Annotated in this window: 16 protein-coding genes and 2 pseudogenes; 10 read left to right on the top strand and 8 right to left on the bottom strand. The window is 62.5% G+C overall.

Annotated elements, in window-relative coordinates:
• Positions 1–95: 95 nt before the first annotated feature.
• From B0G69_RS30540 to B0G69_RS41150, 3 genes are all read right to left on the bottom strand, one after another.
• The gene (locus B0G69_RS30540) at positions 96–803 is read right to left on the bottom strand and encodes a dienelactone hydrolase family protein (protein ID WP_121323607.1); all 708 of its coding nucleotides are present in this window, start codon (positions 801–803) and stop codon (positions 96–98) included.
• A 138-nt stretch (positions 804–941) separates the two neighbouring features.
• Positions 942–1,385, bottom strand: a complete 444-nt coding sequence (cynS, locus tag B0G69_RS30545; RefSeq protein ID WP_121323608.1) for a cyanase — start codon at positions 1,383–1,385, stop codon at positions 942–944.
• Positions 1,386–2,004: 619 nt separating this feature from the next.
• Complete coding sequence (locus B0G69_RS41150; RefSeq protein WP_158608999.1) at positions 2,005–2,175, bottom strand: hypothetical protein; 171 nt, start codon at positions 2,173–2,175, stop codon at positions 2,005–2,007.
• Between B0G69_RS41150 and B0G69_RS30550 the strand changes: the two genes are divergently transcribed.
• Both B0G69_RS30550 and B0G69_RS30555 read left to right on the top strand, forming a co-directional pair.
• Complete coding sequence (locus tag B0G69_RS30550; RefSeq protein ID WP_121323609.1) at positions 2,174–3,037, top strand: intradiol ring-cleavage dioxygenase; 864 nt, start codon at positions 2,174–2,176, stop codon at positions 3,035–3,037. The two genes, B0G69_RS41150 and B0G69_RS30550, sit on opposite strands and share 2 nt — an antisense overlap.
• Before the next feature lie 85 nt (positions 3,038–3,122).
• On the top strand, positions 3,123–4,190 hold the full coding sequence (locus tag B0G69_RS30555; RefSeq protein WP_121323610.1) for an SDR family oxidoreductase: 1,068 nt from the start codon (positions 3,123–3,125) through the stop codon (positions 4,188–4,190).
• A gap of 51 nt (positions 4,191–4,241) precedes the next feature.
• Here the strand turns inward: B0G69_RS30555 and B0G69_RS30560 are convergent, their stop codons facing one another.
• The gene (locus tag B0G69_RS30560; protein ID WP_121323611.1) at positions 4,242–5,024 is read right to left on the bottom strand and encodes an IclR family transcriptional regulator; all 783 of its coding nucleotides are present in this window, start codon (positions 5,022–5,024) and stop codon (positions 4,242–4,244) included.
• Positions 5,025–5,324: 300 nt separating this feature from the next.
• On the opposite strand from B0G69_RS30560, the gene B0G69_RS30565 reads away from it, so the two are divergent.
• From B0G69_RS30565 to B0G69_RS30575, 3 genes are all read left to right on the top strand, one after another.
• Positions 5,325–6,665 carry an MFS transporter gene (locus B0G69_RS30565; RefSeq protein WP_121323612.1) on the top strand — a complete coding sequence of 447 codons (1,341 nt, stop codon included), beginning with the start codon at positions 5,325–5,327 and terminating at the stop codon, positions 6,663–6,665.
• A 76-nt stretch (positions 6,666–6,741) separates the two neighbouring features.
• Positions 6,742–7,197 carry a type II 3-dehydroquinate dehydratase gene (locus B0G69_RS30570; RefSeq protein ID WP_121323613.1) on the top strand — a complete coding sequence of 152 codons (456 nt, stop codon included), beginning with the start codon at positions 6,742–6,744 and terminating at the stop codon, positions 7,195–7,197.
• Between the two features lie 274 nt (positions 7,198–7,471).
• The gene (locus B0G69_RS30575) at positions 7,472–8,980 is read left to right on the top strand and encodes an MFS transporter (protein WP_121323614.1); all 1,509 of its coding nucleotides are present in this window, start codon (positions 7,472–7,474) and stop codon (positions 8,978–8,980) included.
• Positions 8,981–9,317: 337 nt separating this feature from the next.
• Here B0G69_RS30575 and gudD read toward each other — a convergent pair whose 3' ends face one another.
• The gene (gene gudD / locus B0G69_RS30580; protein WP_121323615.1) at positions 9,318–10,667 is read right to left on the bottom strand and encodes a glucarate dehydratase; all 1,350 of its coding nucleotides are present in this window, start codon (positions 10,665–10,667) and stop codon (positions 9,318–9,320) included.
• Positions 10,668–10,809: 142 nt separating this feature from the next.
• Positions 10,810–12,141 (bottom strand): MFS transporter, encoded by a 1,332-nt coding sequence (locus B0G69_RS30585; protein WP_121323978.1) that lies wholly within the window; start codon positions 12,139–12,141, stop codon positions 10,810–10,812.
• 556 nt (positions 12,142–12,697) lie between these two features.
• Here B0G69_RS30585 and B0G69_RS30590 point away from each other — a divergent pair.
• The 3 genes from B0G69_RS30590 (at position 12,698) to B0G69_RS30600 (ending at position 14,924) form a co-directional block, all read left to right on the top strand.
• Positions 12,698–13,408: a FadR/GntR family transcriptional regulator gene (locus tag B0G69_RS30590; RefSeq protein ID WP_121323616.1), complete on the top strand. Its 711-nt coding sequence runs from the start codon at positions 12,698–12,700 to the stop codon at positions 13,406–13,408.
• A gap of 290 nt (positions 13,409–13,698) precedes the next feature.
• The gene (locus B0G69_RS30595) at positions 13,699–14,262 is read left to right on the top strand and encodes an anion permease (RefSeq protein WP_277873591.1); all 564 of its coding nucleotides are present in this window, start codon (positions 13,699–13,701) and stop codon (positions 14,260–14,262) included.
• Between the two features lie 431 nt (positions 14,263–14,693).
• Entirely contained in the window at positions 14,694–14,924 is a 231-nt protein-coding gene (locus B0G69_RS30600) for a hypothetical protein (RefSeq protein WP_121323617.1), read from the top strand.
• Between the two features lie 113 nt (positions 14,925–15,037).
• On the opposite strand, the gene B0G69_RS30605 is transcribed toward B0G69_RS30600, so the two are convergent.
• A complete protein-coding gene (locus B0G69_RS30605) occupies positions 15,038–17,266 on the bottom strand; it encodes an NADP-dependent isocitrate dehydrogenase (RefSeq protein ID WP_121323618.1) in 2,229 nt (742 codons plus the stop codon).
• Between the two features lie 412 nt (positions 17,267–17,678).
• Here B0G69_RS30605 and B0G69_RS30610 point away from each other — a divergent pair, with 412 nt between their 5' ends.
• Positions 17,679–19,853 carry a TonB-dependent siderophore receptor gene (locus B0G69_RS30610; protein ID WP_121323619.1) on the top strand — a complete coding sequence of 725 codons (2,175 nt, stop codon included), beginning with the start codon at positions 17,679–17,681 and terminating at the stop codon, positions 19,851–19,853.
• 51 nt (positions 19,854–19,904) lie between these two features.
• Here the strand turns inward: B0G69_RS30610 and B0G69_RS30615 are convergent.
• A pseudogene (locus B0G69_RS30615) lies at positions 19,905–20,082 on the bottom strand (FAD-dependent monooxygenase); the annotation flags it as partial.
• A gap of 4 nt (positions 20,083–20,086) precedes the next feature.
• On the opposite strand from B0G69_RS30615, the pseudogene B0G69_RS30620 reads away from it, so the two are divergent.
• Positions 20,087–20,491: pseudogene (locus B0G69_RS30620) on the top strand (IclR family transcriptional regulator C-terminal domain-containing protein); the annotation flags it as partial.
• Between the last annotated feature and the right edge of the window lie 373 nt (positions 20,492–20,864).

Below are 20,864 nucleotides of genomic sequence, written 5' to 3' on the forward strand. Positions count from 1 at the left end.
AGCGACAGCGTGCGAAAGGCTCTCGCCGCGATGAAAGGAGTATCGGCCGACGCGCCGACGTCAAGGGACCACGGTATAACCTGCCGCCCTGCCGCTTACTTCCACATCGTCCGGCCAAAGAAGGTCAGCGTACGGTCCCACGCGAGCTGCGACCAGACCGGATCGAACTGCGTCTTCGCGATGCGGCCCGGGCCCACCGCCGTTTCGTTCGCGAACGCGTGATGCGCCAGATAGCGATGGAACTCGAAATCGACGTTGGCGCCGGCCAGCTTCTTCTCCAACGCGTCGACCGTTTCGGCGGGGAAGAATTCGTCTTGCGATGCCCAGTGGCCGATCACCGGCACCTTGATCTTCGACGCGTCGATGTAGTCGAGCGGCGGGAAGCCGTACCACACTACGCCGGCCGCCACGTCAGGAACATTGCACAGCGACAGCCACGTGAGCGCGCCGCCCATGCAGTAGCCGGTCACGGCAACCTTCGCCGCATGCTGCTTCAGATACTGGACCGCGCCGTACACGTCCTGGGTGGCCGCGTCGCCGAAATCGAGTCCGCTCATCAGGTGGTGCGCCTCTTCTTCCTCGACCGTCGTTTTGCCACGGTAGAGATCGGGCACGAGCGCCAGATAGCCGGCCTGCGCGAGCCGGTCAGCCACGCCGCGAATCTGCTCGTTCACGCCCCACCATTCCTGAATCACGACGATGGCGGGTGCGCCCTCCAGCTTCTGCGGCTTGGCCAGATAGCCTTGAAGCTGCTGGCCATCGGGGCGGCTAAAAGTGATCATCGATCCTGCTGGGTTTTTCATCGCTTGCTCCTCGGGTTAGGCGAAGCTGCTAGCATAAACCCAGCGCCGCTGGTTCTGCGAAGGCCGACGCCACTCGCGGACCACACGCACGACGCTAGCCGGCACAGACACGCGTGACGCGCACTGCCTGCTGCACAATCAATACGACTTGTAAGGCAGGAACTTGCCGCTGAGCACCACTTGCACGCGGTCGCCATTCGCGTTCGGCTCGCGCTGGATATCCATCGAGAAATCAATCGCGCTCATGATGCCGTCGCCGAACTCCTCGTGAATCAACTCCTTGATCGTCGTTCCGTACACGTTCACGATTTCGTACCAGCGATAGATCAGCGGATCGGTCGGCACCGCGCCCGGCAGCGAGCCCTTGTACGGGACGATTTGCAGCCACGCGGTTTCTTCGTCGGTCAGATCGAACAGATCGCGGGCGACGCCGGCCTGCTGCGCGTCGAGCGTCATCTGACCAAGCAGCGCCGCGGTCGTCCACTCCTTGCTCTTGCCGATCTTGCCGGCAATCTCGGCCCACGTCAGCTTGCGGGCCACCTTGGCGGCGACAATTTTCTTCGTGACTTCATTGCGGTCCATAATCGCGTCCTTTTGAAGAGTCAGGCAACAGACGTTGAGTTGCATGTACCGATAGTATCCGGAACCGGACCGGTCAAAAAAAACAGGCTCTCGTCACCTCACCATTGGTTCGCGACTCCATCTGGCATCGCGCGCTTTTAAATAGGGGTTGATCAAAGCCATACAAGTACTACAGTTACTTCTGAATTTTCCGATCATTAACTGAGAATTGCTCGGCTGACCAAATTTATAGAGCCGGTTATGCTTCGGCCCATGCTGTTTGGTTTAAAGCGACGGCCACAAGGCCAGTCAGTGCTGTTGCCGGTTGTCCCCTGTTAGAAGCTACTCCGCGTGATAACCGCGATTCCGGTATCAGGCACGCAGTCCCGCATACTGAAGGCCAATTGCAAGATTAGCCTGCTCGCCGTCTCTCAGGTTCTGGCAAGCAATCCTCGGACGCCAGAATCTTTAGGCCGACACATCGTGTCGGCCTTTTTTATTGCCGAATCCTTACAAAAATAAAACCATACGGCGCCGAGTCAAAAATCCCGCATCCAAACGCCAAATTAATATCACCGCTGCCGCGGGAAGATTCATGAGCCGCGTCTGAACCGGTTATCCGCTTGAATCCCCGGCGCAATCAGATTACGAGAAGGATCAACTGTCTTTGTAGGGAGAGATCGGCAGTCGGCCCGAGCGTCTGCGCCACAGCGTTGGCGCCGCCCGGGGTCAAGCGCGGCGCCGCCTTCGAACGCCCGTCGTCGAACAGGCCGATAATCGCGAGATCGACAGCAGGAGTCACGACGGTCATGCGCAATCTCGACGAGAACACGATCACCGACGCGGTACTGGCGCGCCACGCCCATGCCGATAACGAACGACTGAAAACCATCGTCACGAGCCTCGTGCGACATCTGCATGCGTTCGCCCGCGAGGTCGACCTGAGCGAAAACGAATGGGAACAGGGTATTCGTTTCCTCACCGAGGTCGGCCACATCACCGACGCCCGGCGTCAGGAGTTCATCCTGTTATCGGACACGCTGGGCCTGTCGATGCTCGTCACCGCGATGGCCAACCGCAAACCGCCGGGCTGCACGGAAGCGACGGTATTCGGCCCGTTCTTCGTCGAAGGCGCGCCCGCCTACCAGAACGGCGACGACGTATCGAATGGCGCGCGCGGCGAGCCTTGCTTCGTGTCGGGGCGCATCAAGGGTCCGGCGGGCGAAGCGGTGGCAAACGCGCGCATCGAAGTCTGGCAAGCCGACGCGGACGGCTTCTACGACGTGCAACATGCCGACGACCCGGCGCATCGCGCACGCGGCGTGCTGCACAGTCTCGACGACGGCCGCTATCACTTCCGCTCGATCGTCGCCGAGCCTTATCCGATTCCGCACGACGGCCCGGTCGGCCGCATGCTCGAAGCGCTGGGCCGGCATCCGTGGCGGCCCGCGCATCTGCATTTCATGATTACCGCGCCGGGCTACGAGCGCCTCGTCACGCACGTGTTCCGCGACGGCGACAAGTACCTCGACTCCGACGCGGTATTCGGCGTGCGTTCGTCGCTCGTCGCGCCATGGCGGCGTCACGAAGCCGGCATGGCGCCGGACGGCACGCGCATGACCACGCCGTTCAGCACGCTCGAATTCGATTTCGTGCTGAACCGCTCGACATAACCCGGAGACAGACTCGCCGTCGGCTCGACCCTGGTCGCAGAACCACGCCGAGTCCCCCAGTCCTTCTTTTTACGACTTCACTCTCATGGAAAAACGAGCACTCATCGTTGGCGCAAGCGGCATTGTCGGCAGCAATCTCGCGAACCAGCTGCTCTCGAGCGGCTGGCAGGTAGCGGGACTCTCGCGCGGTCGCACGCCGGTCTCGCCGGCGATCGAATCGATCACCGCCGACCTGGGTTCGGCCGACTCCGTCAGCCGCGCGTTAAGCGGCAAGTCGTTCAGTCACGTCTTCTTCAGCGCGTGGTCGCGTCAGGCCACGGAAAAGGAGAACATTCGCGTGAACGGCGCGATGGTTCGTCACGTGATGGACGCCGTGGGTCCGACGGGCGCGCTCACGCATGCCGCGCTCGTGACGGGTCTGAAGCACTATCTCGGCCCCTTCGAAGCGTATGCGACCGGCGCGGTGCCGATCACGCCGTTTCGCGAGGAGCAAGGCCGCCAGCCCGTCGACAACTTCTACTATGAACAGGAAGACCGTCTGTTCGAAGCGGCGCAGCGCTATGGGTTCGGTTGGAGCGTGCATCGTCCGCATACGATCATCGGCTATGCGCTCGGCAACGCGATGAACATGGGTGTGACGCTCGCGGTCTATGCAACGCTCTGTAAAGAGACCGGCCAGCCGTTTGTCTTCCCTGGCTCGGCCGCGCAGTGGAACAGCCTCACCGACATGACCGACGCCCGCCTGCTCGCGCGCCACCTCGAATGGGCCGCCACGTCCGCGACTGCGCGCAACGAGGACTTCAACGTGGTGAACGGCGACGTGTTCCGCTGGAAGTGGATGTGGTCGCGCATTGCCGGGTACTTCGGCATCGAAGCCGCGCCGTTCGATGGCGAACTGCATCCTCTGGAAGGGCGTATGCAGGACGCCGGGCAAACATGGGCCGGGATCGCGGCGCGCTTCGATCTGAAGGAAGCGGACATCGGCAGGCTTGCCTCGTGGTGGCACACCGACGCGGATCTCGGCCGTCCGATGGAAGTGCTGACGGACATGACGAAGAGCCGCCAGGCGGGCTTCCTCGATTATCAAAGCACACCCGATGCGTTCTTTGCGCTATTCGACCGGCTGAAAGCGGAGCGGGTCATTCCGCAATGAGGGGGTCTGCGGACAGACGCCTCGGACTTCAATCTTCTCTGCCGCAGGCGGCTAACGCCCTCGGTTAAACAACGGCGACGCGTGACTCGCGGCGGCGAGTTCCGCGGCCGCCGCGAGCAGCGTGGGGCCGAGCGTTTCCATGCGTTTTTCGTCGAGCCGCACGAGCGGACCGGCGATACTGATCACCCCCATCGCGGCATAGCCGCGCCGCTGCAAGGGCGCGGCCATCGCCGTCATGCCGGGGGCGAACACCTCGTTGATGGTCGCGTAGCCTCGCTCACGCGCGGCATGCACGAACTTCAACAAGCCGTTGATCGTGGTCGGCGCGTTCGGCCCGTATTGTTTCGGCTGTCCGAAACCTTGCCTTGAGACGAGTTCGAGCGCGCGTTCGTCGGTCATCGTCATCATCCACGCGTGGCCCGTCGCGCTACACGACAGGATCGTGTCCATGCCCATGTCCGGGTCGTAGCGCAGCCCTTTCAACGCGCCTTGCGACTTCGCGACCCATGTCAGTCTGTCGCCGTCCACGATGGCGAGCCGCACCAGTTCGCCGGACTTCTCGGCGAGCCGGTCGAGTATCGTCTGCGCGATATCGACGATGCCCGACGTCGCGAGAAAGCCGAGGCCCAGGCCGACGAGCTTGGTGGTGAGCACGTAGTCGCCGTGTTCGCGCAACTGCCGCACATAGCCGCATTGCTTCAGATCGACCAGCAGCCGATGACACGCGCTGCGCGGAATATCGAGCTGGTCGGCGATCATGGCGAGCGGCGTGCCCTCCATCTGCGTGGCGAGAAATTCGAGTACCGCGAGGGTGCGTTCCGTCACGCCGGGCATATCTGTCTCCCGCAAAAAAGCCGGTTTGCCTATACCGCAAACGCGGTAGCAGCCGCAGTTTTGCACATCGTGAGATCAAATTCCACCCCGGAATGGCATCCCACCTCCGGATGCTAAGCTGTTTTCAAGGCTGCGATATCGGATTCCGACAGCGCAATCGCCGAGTCAATCGATCAGACAAGAGGGCGAAAGCAAGGGCATGGCATGGCGTCAGGACGCCGGCCTCCCGGGCATCTCGCACGAGACAGACGGACAAAGGAGACAACATGACAGGATGCACAACCCGGCGCGCAGGCCGCGATGCGCACGCGAGCGGTCACCGCCGCCGCCATCGGCACGGCGCTCGAATGGTTCGATTTCACGCTGTACGGCGCGCTCGCCGCGACGATTTTGCCGCGGCTGTTTTTCCCCTCGATGGACCCGACCTCCGCGCTGCTCGCCTCGCTGGCGACCTTCGGCGTAGGGCTCGCCGCGCGCCCGCTCGGCGCGATCATCTGCGGGCATCTGGGCGACAAGCTTGGGCGCCGCAATCTGATGCTGGGCACCGTGACGGTGATGGGCCTCGCGTCGATGGCGATGGGTCTGCTGCCGACCTACGCGAGCATCGGCGTATGGGCGCCGGTCATGCTCGTGCTGCTGCGCATTCTGCAGGGCTTCGCGCTAGGCGGCGAATCGACCGGCGCGCAATTGATGGCGATCGAACACGCCAGCGCCGATAAGCGCGGCAAGTACTCGGGCCTGCTCGGGCTGTGCTCGCCGCTCAGCCAGATCATGGCCAACGGTGTGCTGCTTCTGCTGTCGTCCGTGATGTCGGCGCAGGCATTCGATTCGTACGGCTGGCGCATCCCCTTCGTGCTCAGCTTTATTCTCGTGATCGTGGGCGTCTACATCCGCTTGCGCGTCAGCGAAACGCCCGCGTTCGAGGCGCTGCGTAAAACGGAAGTCGTGCACGTAGGCAGCCCGCTGCGCGATGCGCTGCGTTTGCACTGGCGCACCGTGCTGCGCTGGATGCTGTTCTTCTGCGGGCCTGCGGCGATCTTCTATCTGATCGTGGTGTTCTCGCTCAGCTACATCACGAAGACGCTTGCCATTCCGAAGCAAACCGGTTTCCTGCTGCTGATGGGCGCCAATGTCTGCGCGATCGTCGGCGCGCTTGCGGGCGGCATGTTGAGCGACCGCATCGGCCGCAAGAAGGCGCTCGCGATCGGCTCGAGCGCGACTCTGCTGATGCTGTTCTTCTACTTCCAGATTCTCGATACCAAAAGCTTCCTGCCGATGCTGGCCGCGATGGGCTTCTTCCTCGGCTTTACGCAGTTTCAAAGCGGCATTCAACCGGTGGCTTTCGCGGAAGCGTTTCCGACCAACGTGCGCTACTCCGGCTCGGCGCTCGCCTATACGGGCGCGAACCTGGTCGCGGGCGGCCCGATGCCGGTGCTGGCCGTATGGCTGTTCGCCGTATGCAACGGCTCGCCGTGGGGCGTCGTCGCGGTGTGCGTGGTCTTCAACGTGATCTCGCTCGTGATGATTCTGACGGCACGCGAGACGCGCGGCATCGACATGAATCGTGCGGACTCGGCCGCGGTCGTGACCGGCGAAGCGGACTTCGCGACGGCCGGCGTGGGTAACGGCCACCGCACGTGAGCCCTGACGTAAGCACCGACGTCAGCACTACGGCATGCCGGCGACAGACTGAATTTTGCAAACAGGCGACTGAATAATGACTGAACTCGTTTATGTATTGAATGGCTCGAATCTCAACATGCTCGGTAAGCGCGAGCCGCATCTGTACGGCACGACCACGCTCGCGCAAATCGAACAACAGGTGCAAGCGCTAGCGACGAAGCTCGAACTCACCTGCGAATTCCGCCAGACCAACAGCGAGGCGGCCATGGTCGACTGGCTGCAGGAAGCATTCGAACGCGACGCCGCGGTGATCATCAACCCGGCGGGCTTTTCGTTCGCGTCGGTGCCGGTGTTCGACGCCGTCAAGCTGATCGAGCGTCCGTTGATCGAGCTGCACATCACCAACATTCACAAGCGCGACGAGACCTACCGCCATTCGTTGATCTCGCGCGCGGCGACCGGCGTGATCTGCGGACTCGGCGCGAACGGCTATCTGGTTGCACTGCAGGCCATGGCGATGGCGCTCGGCAAGAGCCCGCATTTCGGCTGACGTTTGATGTACCCGCAGGGCAGGAGAGATCGTACGTCCCTCCCCTAACATGCCGCGCCGCGTGGCGCGGCATTTTTTTGTCTGCCAAATCGCAGGACATCATTTCGTCCAGGGAAAACCCGTATAATCCCCTCAAGAGGTCAGACAACTAGAGGATGTAGCCGTCAAGACCCTGGCCCGCGCTCCACCGCGCGACGCCCACCCTGAACAGCCCTTTGCCAGCTCCGTGAATCCGACTGCCACTGCTCTGCCCTTCCGAAACGCCCTCTTTGCGATGCTCGGCATCGGTCTCGTCAACATGCTGGTCGCACTCGACCAGACGGTCGTCAGCACCGCGCTGCCGTCTATCGTCGCCGAATTGCACGGCTTCGAATATTTCGCGTGGATCGCCAGCGCTTATCTGCTGGCGTCGGTGGTGACGGTGCCGGTGTTCGGCCGGCTCGGCGACTACTTCGGCCGCAAGCGTTTCGTGATCGCCGCGGTGATCACGTTCACGGTGGCGTCGGTGCTGTGCGGCCTCGCCAACGACATGCTGTTTCTCGCCATCGCGCGCGGCCTGCAAGGCGTCGGCGGCGGGATGATGGTCGGCACGGCGTTCGCGTCGATACCGGATCTGTTTCCCGATGCCCGCACCCGCGTGCGCTGGCAAGTGGTGCTGGCCGCCGCGTATGGCATCGGCACGGCTGCGGGCCCGTCGCTCGGCGGCTGGATGAGCGAGCACTGGGGCTGGCGCTCGACCTTCCTCGTCAACCTGCCGGTCGGCGCCGCCGCGCTGTATTTCATCTGGGCGCATCTGCCGAGTTTCCGCCGTCCGCAAGAGGGCGAGGTCAAGATCGACTGGCTCGGCGCGGCGCTGGTCGCGGCGGTGCTCGCCGGCTTGCAGACTTTCATCGAAGCGGTGCCGAAAAGCGGGCTGACCACCGGCAACGTCGTATTGGCGGTGTGCGTGATCGCCGGCGCGATTGCGTTGTTCATCTGCGAAAAACGCGCCACGCATCCGATCATTCCGCTCGACCTGTTCAAGGACGCGCAGCTCGTGACGCTGTTCACGCTCGGCATGCTGTCCGGCTTCGTGATGTTCTCGCTGATCTTCTTCGCGCCGCTGTTGCTGCAAGGCGGCTTTGGCCTGTCGCCGCAACAGGCCGGCCTGCTCGCGACACCGATCGCCGCCTGCATCGCGCTCGGCAGTCTGCTGAACACGCGCATCGTGATTCACATGAAGAAGCCCACGCGGATTCTGACGATCGGCTTCGCCCTGCTGATGTTCGCGTCGATCGCATTGGCGTTCGCGAATCCCGATACGCCGCATCTGCGCATCGTCGTGCCGATGGCGGCAGTCGGCATCGGCCTCGGGTTCATCCTCAACAATCTGAACGTGTTCGCCCAGGAAATTGCCGGGCGGGAGCGCTTCGGCATCACGACCGCGCTGCTGCAGTCCACACGGATGGTGGGCGGCATGCTCGGCACGAGCATCGTCGCGACCGTCGTCTCGCATCACTACCGCAACGTCGTCACGCGCACGATCAGCGTGCTCGGCGAACCGGCCGCGTCGCAATGGCGGCCGCGCTTCGTCGACCTGCGCATTCTCATCGACGAAACGTCGAGAACGAAGCTGATCGCGGATATGAAAACGTCAGGGCTCGATACGCTCGCGCTGCTCGATACGGCGCGCGATGCGCTGGTGCAGTCGATTCATATCGGCGTGTGGTTGACGGCGGTGGCGTCGCTGGCGGCGGCATTGCTGGTGCAGCGGATTTCGCACGTGGTGTTTCGGCGCAGCTGATGCCGCCAGGGGGTCGCCTGCGGCGGCGGTCCCGGTTGGCGTGGTGAACGACGCGTCGATTTTCCTGGACGGTGCAGGCATCGCGCGCAGTCGCTCGACCCAGCGATCTGCTACGCGTCGTAGTTTGCGGATAGGCGGCAGTGGACGGCGCGATCTCGTGGCCGGCTAACGCTACGCGGGCCGCAACGGCATCGTGAAGATCACTGCCTGACCTGCGCAACGATTGCGTATTGCCACGTGCGTGTTGAAGCGAAGCACGCACGTGGCATCGAACAGCGCCGGGCGCCGCGCGGTTTCCCGCGCCGCTGCCCCGCTACAGTCAAGCTTCATTCGAGCATCAACGCACGAGGCACGGACGCTTGTTGTCGAACTTCCAGTTCGGGATCAGGTATTGCATCGCCACGCCGTCGTCACGCGCGCCGAGACCATGCTGCTGATACAGCGCATGGGCCTTCTCGATCTCGTCCATGTCCAGCTCGACGCCCAGCCCCGGCGCTTGCGGCACCTTCACCTTGCCGCCGACGATCTGCAACGGATCGCGCGTCAGACGCTGACCGTCCTGCCAGATCCAGTGCGTGTCGATCGCGGTGATCTTGCCCGGCGCCGCGGCGGCCACATGCGTGAACATCGCAAGAGAAATGTCGAAGTGATTGTTCGAATGCGAGCCCCATGTCAGGCCCCAGTCGTTGCACATCTGCGCGACGCGCACCGAGCCCTGCATGGTCCAGAAATGCGGATCGGCGAGCGGAATGTCCACCGATTGCAACTGGATCGCGTGACCCATCTGGCGCCAGTCGGTGGCAATCATGTTGGTCGCCGTCGGCAGGCCGGTCGCGCGGCGGAATTCGGCCATCACCTCGCGGCCCGAGTAGCCGTTTTCCGCGCCGCACGGGTCTTCCGCGTAGGCGAGCACGTCATGCTGGTCGCGGCACAGACGGATCGCTTCGGCAAGCGACCACGCACCGTTCGGGTCGAGCGTCACGCGTGCATGGGGGAAGCGTTCGGCGAGCGCGGTGACCGCTTCGATTTCGGCGTCGCCAGGCAGCACGCCGCCCTTCAGCTTGAAGTCGTTGAAGCCATAGCGCGCCTGGGCGGCTTCGGCGAGACGCACGACGGCTTCGGGCGTCATCGCTTCTTCGGTGCGCACGCGGTCCCAGTCGTCGCGGCCATCGGCGCCGCTCGCGTACGGCAGATCGGTTTTCTTGCGATCGCCGATGTAGAACAGATAGCCGAGCATCTCCACTTCGTCGCGCTGCTGACCTTCGCCGAGCAGGGCCGCAACCGGCACGTTCAGGTGCTGGCCGAGCAGATCGAGCAATGCCGCTTCGAGCGCGGTCACCGCGTGAATCGTGGTGCGCAGATCGAAAGTCTGCAAGCCGCGGCCGCCCGCGTCACGGTCGGCGAACTGCGTGCGCGCCTTGTTCAGGATCGACTGCATATTGCCGATCGACTGGCCGACGACGAACGGACGCGCGTCGTCGATCGTCTTGCGGATGCTCTCGCCGCCCGGCACTTCGCCGACACCGGTATGCCCCGCGCTGTCACGCAGAATGACGATGTTGCGGGTGAAGAACGGACCATGTGCACCGCTCAGATTCATCAACATGCTGTCGCGGCCGGCGACCGGCACGACGCGCAGCTCGGTGACGATCGGCGTGGCGTTCGATTCAGAGAGATTCGTGGACATGTAAATAGGATCTGTTGAGTAATAAAGCCGGCGGGTGGAAATCATCGCGACTCAAGGTCGCGTTCGACACCGATACCGGATGAAAAATCAAAACCGCGTGACAAGCCCGCGACTCGTAGTTCGTGATTGAAAATAGTGAACGTCAGTGTACTTTGCTGCGCAACGCCTCCGGCAGCTCGCTGTGAGCGCCGCGGCGATTGCGCGTCAGAAAGCCGGCTGCCGCCGCGATCAGCGAGGCGACACCCAGCGCATACAGGCCGCCCGTGATCGAGCCGGTGTGCTGCTGCAGATAGCCAAACGTGGCCGGCGCGAAGAAGCCGCCGAGGTTGCCCACCGAGTTGATCAGCGCGATCACGCCGGCAGCCACGCGGGCGTCCAGATAGCCCTGCGGAATTGGCCAGAACAGCGAAGCCGCCGCCTTGAAACCGATCGCCGCAAAGCAGATCGCCACGAACGAAAACACCGGATTGCCCGAGGTCGACGCAAACAGGCCGCACGCCGCGATGACGAGCGCCACCGCGAGCCATGCCTGCTGGAAGCGCCATTTCGCCGACAGCACCGCGAAGCAGTACATCGCGACCATCGCGATCAGCCACGGAATCGCGTTGAGCATGCCGACCTGGAAGTCGGACAGGCCACCCATCTTGCGGATGATCGTCGGCAGCCAGAAGGTGGCCGCGTAAATGGTCAGCTGGATCGCGAAGTACAGGAAGCAGAACAGCAGAATCTGCGGGTCCTTCAACAGCTTCATCGTTGGCAGATGCGCGCCGCCTTGCGCTTCGCGTTCGGCCTGCTCCGCCGCGATCGAGCGTTCGAGCACGCTCTGCTCTTCCGCAGTGAGCCACGTCGCGTCGCGGATATGCGACTTCAACAACATCCAGCTGACGCCGCACAGCACGATCGAAAAGCCACCTTCGATGAGGAACATCCACTGCCAGCCTTGCAGGCCGAAGCCGCGAATGGACAGCAGGCTGCCCGTGATCGGACCGGACAACACCGATGCGATCGCCGAGCCGGACAGGAAAACCGCCACGGCCTTGCCGCGCTCTTTCTGCGGCAGCCATTGCGTGAAGTAATACACCACGCCCGGAAAGAAGCCCGCTTCGGCCACACCGAGCAGGAAGCGCAGCACGTAGAACGAGGTGTCGTTCCACACGAACGCCATGGCGCCCGCGACCAGCCCCCACGTGCCCATGATGCGGGTCAGCCACGCGCGCGCGCCGTACTTCTGCATCAATACGTTCGACGGCACCTCGAACAGTGCATAGCCGATGAAGAACAACCCGCTACCGAGCCCGTACGCCGCGGCGCCGATGCCCAGGTCCGTGTGCATGTGCGAATTGACGAAGCCGATATTCACGCGATCGATGTAGTTCGCGATGAACATGATCAGAAAGAGCGGCAGCACGTGTCGCTTGACCTTTGAGACCGCGGAATCCAGCGGGTCGACTGCGGTGGTGAGGGCTGATGTCAAGGGTGTCTCCAGGATCGGCCACGCGCTGGCGGCCTGCTCGAACGTAATGCGCGACGCGACGCGCATTCGAGCAGGGAAAACTATCCCGTCACGCGTGATATGTTGTCTGATGACAGTTTACCTCGTCGCCTGCCGATTCGAATTGGGTGTTTACCCTGTTTCCCTATTTGAACTAGGGTTGAAGGCGCGGCGTTGCACTATATGGCCGTCGCAAAATGGTAAGACATAGTTGAACTAGGACGTCTGATGACTAGATGACGCAACCGCTTAACGGCAGTCGACACTCACCCGCCCAACTGAAAAGCATTGGGGCAGCGACTCCGTGAAAGCGCGCCAACCCGGCATGCGTCGCCGGCAAAATAGCCAACGCCGAGGCGGCCTCGCGCGCGAGAATCGAGTAAAGTCCTGTGCGATACTTTGCAGGAGGTCCGGCCACGGCGTCGCTCCCGATCCCGGCCGGCTCCATGATGATGGCCGCTCGGTCCGAACCGTCCGACGCCGTCACTCGCTTGCGCGAGCGTCCGCATTCCAGCCGATTAGTCAACAACCCTCAAAAATGAGCAGCCTAACTGAGAAGGTGGTGGCCACCCTTTCCGATGAAATTCGTCGCGGCGCCCTGAGGCCGGGAGACCGCATTCCCACCGAAGTCGCGATGATGAAGCAGCTCTGCGTGAGCCGCTCCGTGGTGCGCGAAGCGATCTCACGCCTGCAGGCGGCCAAGGTGGTCAAGACGCGTCACGGCATCGGCACATTCGTGCTCGCGCCCGCCGCCGAAAAGCCGATGCAACTGCCCGCCGCCGATCTGTCGAGCATGCTCGACGTGATGGCGATCATCGAATTTCGCATCGACGTCGAGGCTGCCTCGGCCGCGCTCGCCGCCGCCAGGCGCACCGAGCAGAATCTCAAGCAGATTCGCGCGGCGCTGGAGCGCTTCGAGTCCGAACTCGAACGAGGCAGCACGGATACGCTGGCGCACGACATCGAGTTCCATCTGCAGATCGCGCGCGCCAGCGGCAATCGCTATTTCTTCGACGTGCTCAGCCAGCTCGGCCGCGCGGTAAGCCCTCGCACGCGGCTCGGTTCCGCCGAGATCGCGGAACTCGACCATATCGAGCATCTGCGCAATGTGCTCGGCGAACACCAATTGATTTATCGAGCGATCGAGCGGCAGGACGCGGACGACGCGCGCGCGGCGATGCGCATGCATTTGAGCAATAGCCGCGAACGGCTGCGGCGTGCGCATGAGTCGAGTAAAGCGGGCGGGTGAGGTTCTTTCCGTATCGAATCGATGGACGAATTGGAGCGCCGCGTATTGATCAGGCGCGTGTCGCGCGGCGCTCGCTCAACCCTCCATGACGGCCTCAAAAACGGGAAGCTACGCCGCGTACTTCCCGACGACGCGATAAGACCGGCCGATATCCCAATGACGTGAAGCTGAACGCATCGCGCTCATCCTCGTGCCCCCATGAACACGATCATGCGCATCGGATTCACGGAAAGCCAAGCCTGCGCCGGCGCATCGAACTCGATTGACCCCCAGACGAATTCAGTGATTCAATCACCGGGAACGCACGGACTGCCGCCGCTACATCGACGACGCCGGCTTTGAATCAGCAATGCCACCGCTTGAAGCGAAGGATAAAGGCAAGCAGCACGCCGTGGGGGACGGTGATTGTGTTCGGGGTCGGCATTAGTCTCGGCACGGCCTTGCTAACGACCACCGCAGGCCAGTGGCTCGGCGACCTCGTCGCGCATCATACCGGCCTCGATCAGGCGAACGCGTTCACCGCGTTTGCGATTCTCTCCGCATTCCTGATCGTCATTCATCTGGGGTTCGCTAGCGCGACCGCGTTGACCTCCGCGATGCTGCCGATCCTGATCGCCGTGCTGCAATCGATGCAAGGCGATTTCAGCCGGCTCGGCATGACGATGCTGCTCGGCTACGTGGTCAGCTTCGGCTTCGTGCTGCCGATCAACGCGCCGCAAAACATGGTGTGCCTCGCCACCGACACATTCAACGCGCGCCAGTTCGCGCGCGTCGGCATCGTGCTGACGATCTTTGGATATCTGCTGCTTCTGCTGTTCGCCGCGACGTGGTGGAAGTGGCTCGGGTGGTTATGAAGATCTTGCGGTGCTTCGTGAAAGCGGAGCCCGCGCGACGGGTGCGAGGGCGGCGCGCCCCCCTTCCAACACGCCCCACACTTCAGGAAGACGCCAACCCCGGCGAAATTTCACGATGCGGGACGATGCGTTGCTTCGTAAAAAATCGTGGTGCGTGGCACAAATCAGGCGTTTCGCAATGTCGCCCCACGTTGCACATTGCAAAATGAAGCGCGTAACATATTATTTTTAAACGATATTTTTTGATCGATCGAACTGTCTAACCCTCCCTTGCGATGCGGTTCGCTGACGTAGACTCTTTTACAAGAGCAGCGGCTTCAGGCAGTCGAGTTTGGATGGGTCAGAAAAAGACGCAGTCTGCCCAGTAGTCAAATCGACGCACGAAGCCACTCAGGCACCGCGGTTTTTAATTGGCAATTGGGAGACAAAAAATGAAAGGCTTTCGCTTTAGTTCGACTCAGGGAGCGTTCTATATTCTGCCGGGCCATGATGGCTGGGAGGCAACCTACGGCAACGATACGCTCGGTGAATTTTCCACCCCGCAACAGGCTGCCGACGACCTCGCGCGCGGCCTGACCTGCCCGCATCTGGCCGAAAGCGACGACACGTCGACGCTTGAAATCCCGGAGAAACTGGCCGATTGGGAAATCGTTCACGTGTGAGGGCGGGCATGACCGCTGGTCACGTGGATGTGGAAACGGCGATGGCGCTTGTGAGCGCCATCGCCGTCTTTACAGCTTGCTTCGCTGCTTGCGCGGGTACCTCAGTGGATGCTTCAGGCCACCGAGTCCACGATCTTGTTCAGCGTCGCGCTCGGGCGCATAGCCTGGCTCGTCAGTTCGGCATTCGGACGGTAGTAACCGCCGATGTTCACCGGCTTGCCCTGCGCTGCACCCAGTTCTTCGACGATCTTCGCTTCGTTGTCGGCCATCGCCTTCGCGACACCGGCGAACTGCGCCTGCAGCGCGGCGTCGTCGGTTTGCGCGGCCAGCGCTTCGGCCCAGTACATCGCGAGGTAGAAGTGGCTGCCGCGATTGTCGATACCACCAACCTTGCGCGCCGGCGACTTGTCGTTGTCGAGGAACTTGCCGGTAGCCTGATCCAGCGTCTTGGCCAGAACCTGCGCCTTCGGGTTGTGGTACGCATTGCTCAGGTGTTCGAGCGACGCGGCCAACGCCAGGAATTCACCCAGCGAGTCCCAACGCAGGAAACCTTCTTCGACCAGTTGCTGAACGTGCTTCGGCGCCGAACCGCCCGCGCCGGTTTCGAACAGGCCGCCGCCTTCCATCAGCGGGACGATCGACAGCATCTTCGCGCTGGTGCCCAGTTCCATGATCGGGAACAGATCGGTCAGGTAGTCGCGCAGCACGTTGCCAGTAACCGAGATCGTGTCCTTGCCCGCACGGATACGCTCGACCGAGAACTTTGTCGCTTCGACCGGCGTCATCACGCGGATGTCGAGACCGCTGGTGTCGTGATCCTTCAGGTATTGCTCGACCTTCTTGATGATCTGCGCGTCGTGTGCACGACCCGCGTCCAGCCAGAACACGGCCGGCGTGTCGGTCGCGCGGGCGCGGTTGACCGCCAGCTTGACCCAGTCCTGCACCGGCGCGTCCTTGGTCTGGCACATGCGCCAGATGTCACCCGCTTCCACCGGCTGCTCGATCAGCACCGTGCCGGCTGCGTCGGTCACGCGGACGACGCCGTTCGCCGGAATCTGGAACGTCTTGTCGTGTGAGCCGTATTCTTCGGCGGCTTGCGCCATCAGGCCGACGTTCGGCACCGTGCCCATCGTGACCGGATCGAAGGCGCCGTGCTTCTTGCAGTCTTCGATCACCGCCTGATACACGTCCGCGTAGCAGCGGTCCGGAATCACGGCCTTGGCGTCGTGCAGCGCGCCGTCCGCGCCCCACATCTTGCCCGACTCGCGAATCATCGCCGGCATCGATGCGTCGACGATCACGTCGCTCGGTACGTGCAGGCTGGTGATGCCCTTGTCCGAATTGACCATGGCCAGTTGCGGACGCTGTGCGTATTGCGCCTTGATGTCGGCTTCGATCGCCGCGGCCGTTTCAGCCGGCAGATCCTTCAGACGCGCGTACAGGTCGCCGATACCGTTGTTCGGGTTGAAGCCGACTTTCGCCAGCGCGTCGGCGTGCTTGGTCAGCACGTCCTTGTAGAACACCGACACCACGTGACCGAAGATGATCGGGTCCGAGACCTTCATCATCGTCGCCTTCAGGTGCACCGAGAACAGCACGCCCTTGTTCTTCGCGTCGGCGATTTCCGCTTCGATGAAGCTGCGCAGCGCGTTCTTGCTCAGCACCGACGCGTCGATGATCTCGCCCGCCTGCACGGTCGTCTTTTCCTTCAGGACCGTCTTCGTGCCGTCGGCGGCCGTCAGTTCGATCTTCACGGCGCCGGCTGCCGCGATCAGCGCCGACTTTTCGCTACCGTAGAAATCCCCGCCGCTCATGTGCGCGACATGCGACTTCGAGTCCGCGCTCCACGCGCCCATCTTGTGCGGGTGCTTGCGTGCGTAGTTCTTCACCGACAGCGGCGCGCGGCGATCCGAATTGCCTTCGCGCAGCACCGGGTTGACCGCGCTGCCCTTGATCTTGTCGTAGCGAGCCTTGACGTCTTTTTCGGCGTCGGTCGTGGCGACGTCCGGATAGGCCGGCAGCTTGTAGCCCTGATCGCGCAATTCCGTGATCGCGGCCTTCAGTTGCGGCACCGATGCGCTGATGTTCGGCAGCTTGATGATGTTCGCTTCCGGACGCGTGGTGAGTCCACCCAGTTCCGCCAGATCGTCGGAACCCTTCTGTTCCGCGGTCAGGTAGTCCGGAAATGCAGCAATGATCCGGCCGGCGAGCGAGATGTCGCGCGTTTCAACGATCACGTCGGACGAGCGCGTGAACGCCTTGACGATCGGCAGCAGCGAGTAAGTCGCCAGAGCAGGCGCTTCGTCGGTCAGGGTGTAGATGATCTTCGGCGGTGTGGACATGTTCGATGCTTTGCTAGATGAAGTGATAGACAGAGCGTTGGTAGCGCTGAGCCAGCGAAGTTGCGACGAAGCAGCAAAAACGCAGCGCAACCCACGGCACTACTTTTTACGGCCCGACCGTGAGTATATGCGCGTTTTCCTCTATTCGCTGCTAAACAAACAGGTCCGGAAACCACCCTCGACAGGGTCGAGCCCCGCCAGATAAGGCTTTCGGACCAATGGACGCTGTCTTGAGACAGATGTCTTATACATGACTCGACGTTTGCTATGTTTGTAAATACGAATTAGATGCATTACTATTCATGCGTTTTGAAGGTTTGGAACATCTGTTTAATAACCACTCGCTCGAACCCGCGCCCGCCGCGCCCAACTCTGGTGCGCGGCGGCGTCACCCTGCCTAACTCAAACAAACATGCAGAAATCCTTTATGGCCGGCCGTCCGGCGTTTGCGCGCGCTCCGCGCCGCTCCCCTTCGCTGTTGAGCGCGGGGCTTCTGGTCAGCGTGGGCGTGTCGCTTTCCACGCTGTCATCGTCAGGGTGGGCGCAGTCCGCGGCTGGCGATGCGGCCGCCACGCTTCCTGCCGTGAGCGTATCGGCAGCGACAGATATGACCGTGGCGCAGGCCGATACCGTCAGCGCCGGCGCGCTGGGTTCGCGCAAGCAGGTGGACACGCCGTTCTCGACGCGGGTCGTGACGAGCGAGGAAGCGCAGGATCTGTTCGCGACGACCGCCAACGACCTGTTCAAGTACGACCCGGCCGTGACCGTCAGCAGCGAAAACTCAGTTAGCGAAAACTCGATGTTCAATGTGCGCGGCATGCCGATCGACACGCTGAACAGCATCAAGATGGACGGCCAGACCTTCCCGTCGTGGGACACCGACCTGTCGCTCGAACCGTTCGAGCAGGTCGAACTGCTCAAGGGCCTGTCCGGCTTCATGTACGGCTTCGGCTCGCCCGGCGGCATCGTCAACTACGTGCTGAAACGCCCCACCGACGACCCGTACCGCAGCTTCACGCTCGGCTACAAGTCGTCCAGCGTGTTCACCCAAGCGGTGGATCTGGGCGGACGCTTCGGCAACGACAACCGCTTCGGCTACCGCCTGAACCTCGCCAACGAATACGGCAACACCGCCGAGGAGAACGGGCACGTAAGCCGCCAGGTCGCGTCACTCGCGTTCGACTTCCGCATTACGCCGGACCTCGTGCTGAGCGCCGATGCGTTCTACCAGAAACGCAAAACCGAAGGCACTCTCTTTGGCCTGATGTTCGCGGGCGGCATTCCCGACGCGAGCAAAATCAGCGGCACGCTCACGCAGCCGCAGAATTACTACATGACGGAGATGACCTCGTTCGGCACGGGCCTCGACTATCGCCTCTCCGACAACTGGCACGCGAGCGTGAAGTACCGCTTCGCCAAGGAGAACCGCACCAACTCGGACAGCCTCCTGTACGTGTCCGACGACGCGGGCAACTACTCCAACACGCTCTATGCGGCGATGACGCGCTACTTCTACCAGAACGTCGACGCGATGGTGCAGGGCAAATTCAACACCGGCTTCATCAAGCACGACGTGGTGCTCGGCGCGGGCTACCAGACGCAAACCAGCGAGTACAGCAATAGCGTCGGCTGGAACGAAGGCTACTTCCTCGGCAACGGCAATCTGTACAGCACCACGCTGCTGACCAACGACGATGTCAGCATCGGCTCGGACCTCTATCGTGAGCAGCGCACCACCCAGGCCGCCGTGTATGCGAGCGACACGCTGCAGTTCACCTCGCGACTGTCCGCGCTGCTCGGTGTCCGTTACACGCAATACCGCCAGAACGTATACGATCCGAACGGCGCGGTCACGTCGCAGTACAGCGCGAACCCGGTCACGCCGACTTTCGCCCTGATGTTCAAGACCGATCCGTATTCGACGGTGTATGCGAGCTACGTCGAGTCGCTGGAACAGGGCGGCGCGGCGTCGAACCTCAACCTCAACTATCCGGCGACTTTCGGCCCGCTGCGCAGCAAGCAGTATGAAGTGGGCTTCAAGTCCGAGCACAGCAAGTGGGGCGCCAACCTCGCGCTGTTCCGTGTCGATCAGGGCTACAGCTACACGAACACCGCGAACATCTTCGTGCAGGACGGCACCAAGCGTTACACCGGCATCGACGCGAGCGGCTGGCTCGCGCTGACCAGCGAATGGCGCGTGATGGGCGGCGTGATGTGGCTCGACACGAAGGCCGTCGACATCGACGATCCGGCCATCGAGGGCAAGCGCATTTATGGCGCGCCGCGCTTGACGGTGACGGGCCGGGTCGAATACAACCCGGCGTATCTGCGTCCGTTGACGCTCGCGTTCGGCGGCAAGTACGTGGGCAACCAGGCGGTCGACGCGGCCAACACCCAGTTTGTGCCGGCCTACACCACGTTCGATCTGAGCGGCAGGTACGAGGCGAAGATTGCCGGCAAGGACGTCACGTTCCGCGCGGGCATCAATAATCTGTTCAACCGCCGCTACTGGACCACCGCCTGGGGCTATTATGTATCGCCGTCGCCGAATCGCACCGCTGTAGCGAGCGCTACTTTGCAATTCTAACTATTGCGTGACCGAGGGGCGGCCCGCAAAGCAATGGCCGGTGCGCGTGACGAAACGCATCCAGTGATCGGGGCGTGGTGTGGGGCAACAGCGCGTCGCTGAGACCGACCGACTGGAACACGCGCAGCGCTTCGTCGTCCAGACCGATGGCGCGCGGATAATCGATGATCTGTTCGAGCTTTTCCAGCAGCACGACGCGCACGCCCTGCAAGCCGAGATAGTTGGCGATCGTCATGGTCGGCCGTCGTCTGCCCATTCTGTTGACCGCGGCTGGCCGCGCGTACTTCGCCATGTGCCCCGATGGCGAGCGCGAGGACATTCTCGACTTGCTGCGCTCAGGCGCGGGTGGCGAAGAGCAGAAGGCGCTGGCGTCGAACGACGCGCTCATTCGCAGTCTCGTGCGGCGGGTGCGCGCGGACGGGTTTGGCTCCAATCATGGTGACTGGTCCGCACAAAGCAAGATCGGCGCGGTGGCCGTCGCGATCATGTCGGAGCAACGCGTGCTGGCGAGTCTGAACGTGGTGTTTCTTTCGCGCGCCGTCACGCTCGCGGAAGCGAAGCGGCGGTTCGTGCCCGAGCTTCAAACGGCTGCGCGTGAAATGATCGAAGGGTTGGAGGCGGAGGCGTCCGCGCGGTAGCAAAGCCAGGCCGCGGGCGGGACGTGAGCGGCGTTCTTGACAGCTGGCGGAGTTGTGGAGTGGCGCAGTGGTGAAGCAGTAGCGTGCTGGTAGCTATCGGCTCGGCCAGCAATTTAACGTAACGCGAATCATTCCCAACGCGGTGCGGAATTAACCTTATTCGCCGAACAGGTTGAGCAGACGATTCACCGCCGATGCGGGGTACCGGCCCATGCTCCGGCGTGCCGTTCCGGATCGAAGCGTCATCACGTGAGGACGTCAGTCCTTCAGTGAATCGCGCCTCACACGCCGCCCGCGTTATGCAGCATGAAGGCTTGCGGGCAAAGCGGTCTTAATCTGGTACAACTGATGTCCGTGTCGATGCTCGACCCGG

This window comes from Paraburkholderia sp. RAU2J, assembly GCF_003634845.1.
Taxonomy (GTDB): domain Bacteria; phylum Pseudomonadota; class Gammaproteobacteria; order Burkholderiales; family Burkholderiaceae; genus Paraburkholderia; species Paraburkholderia fynbosensis.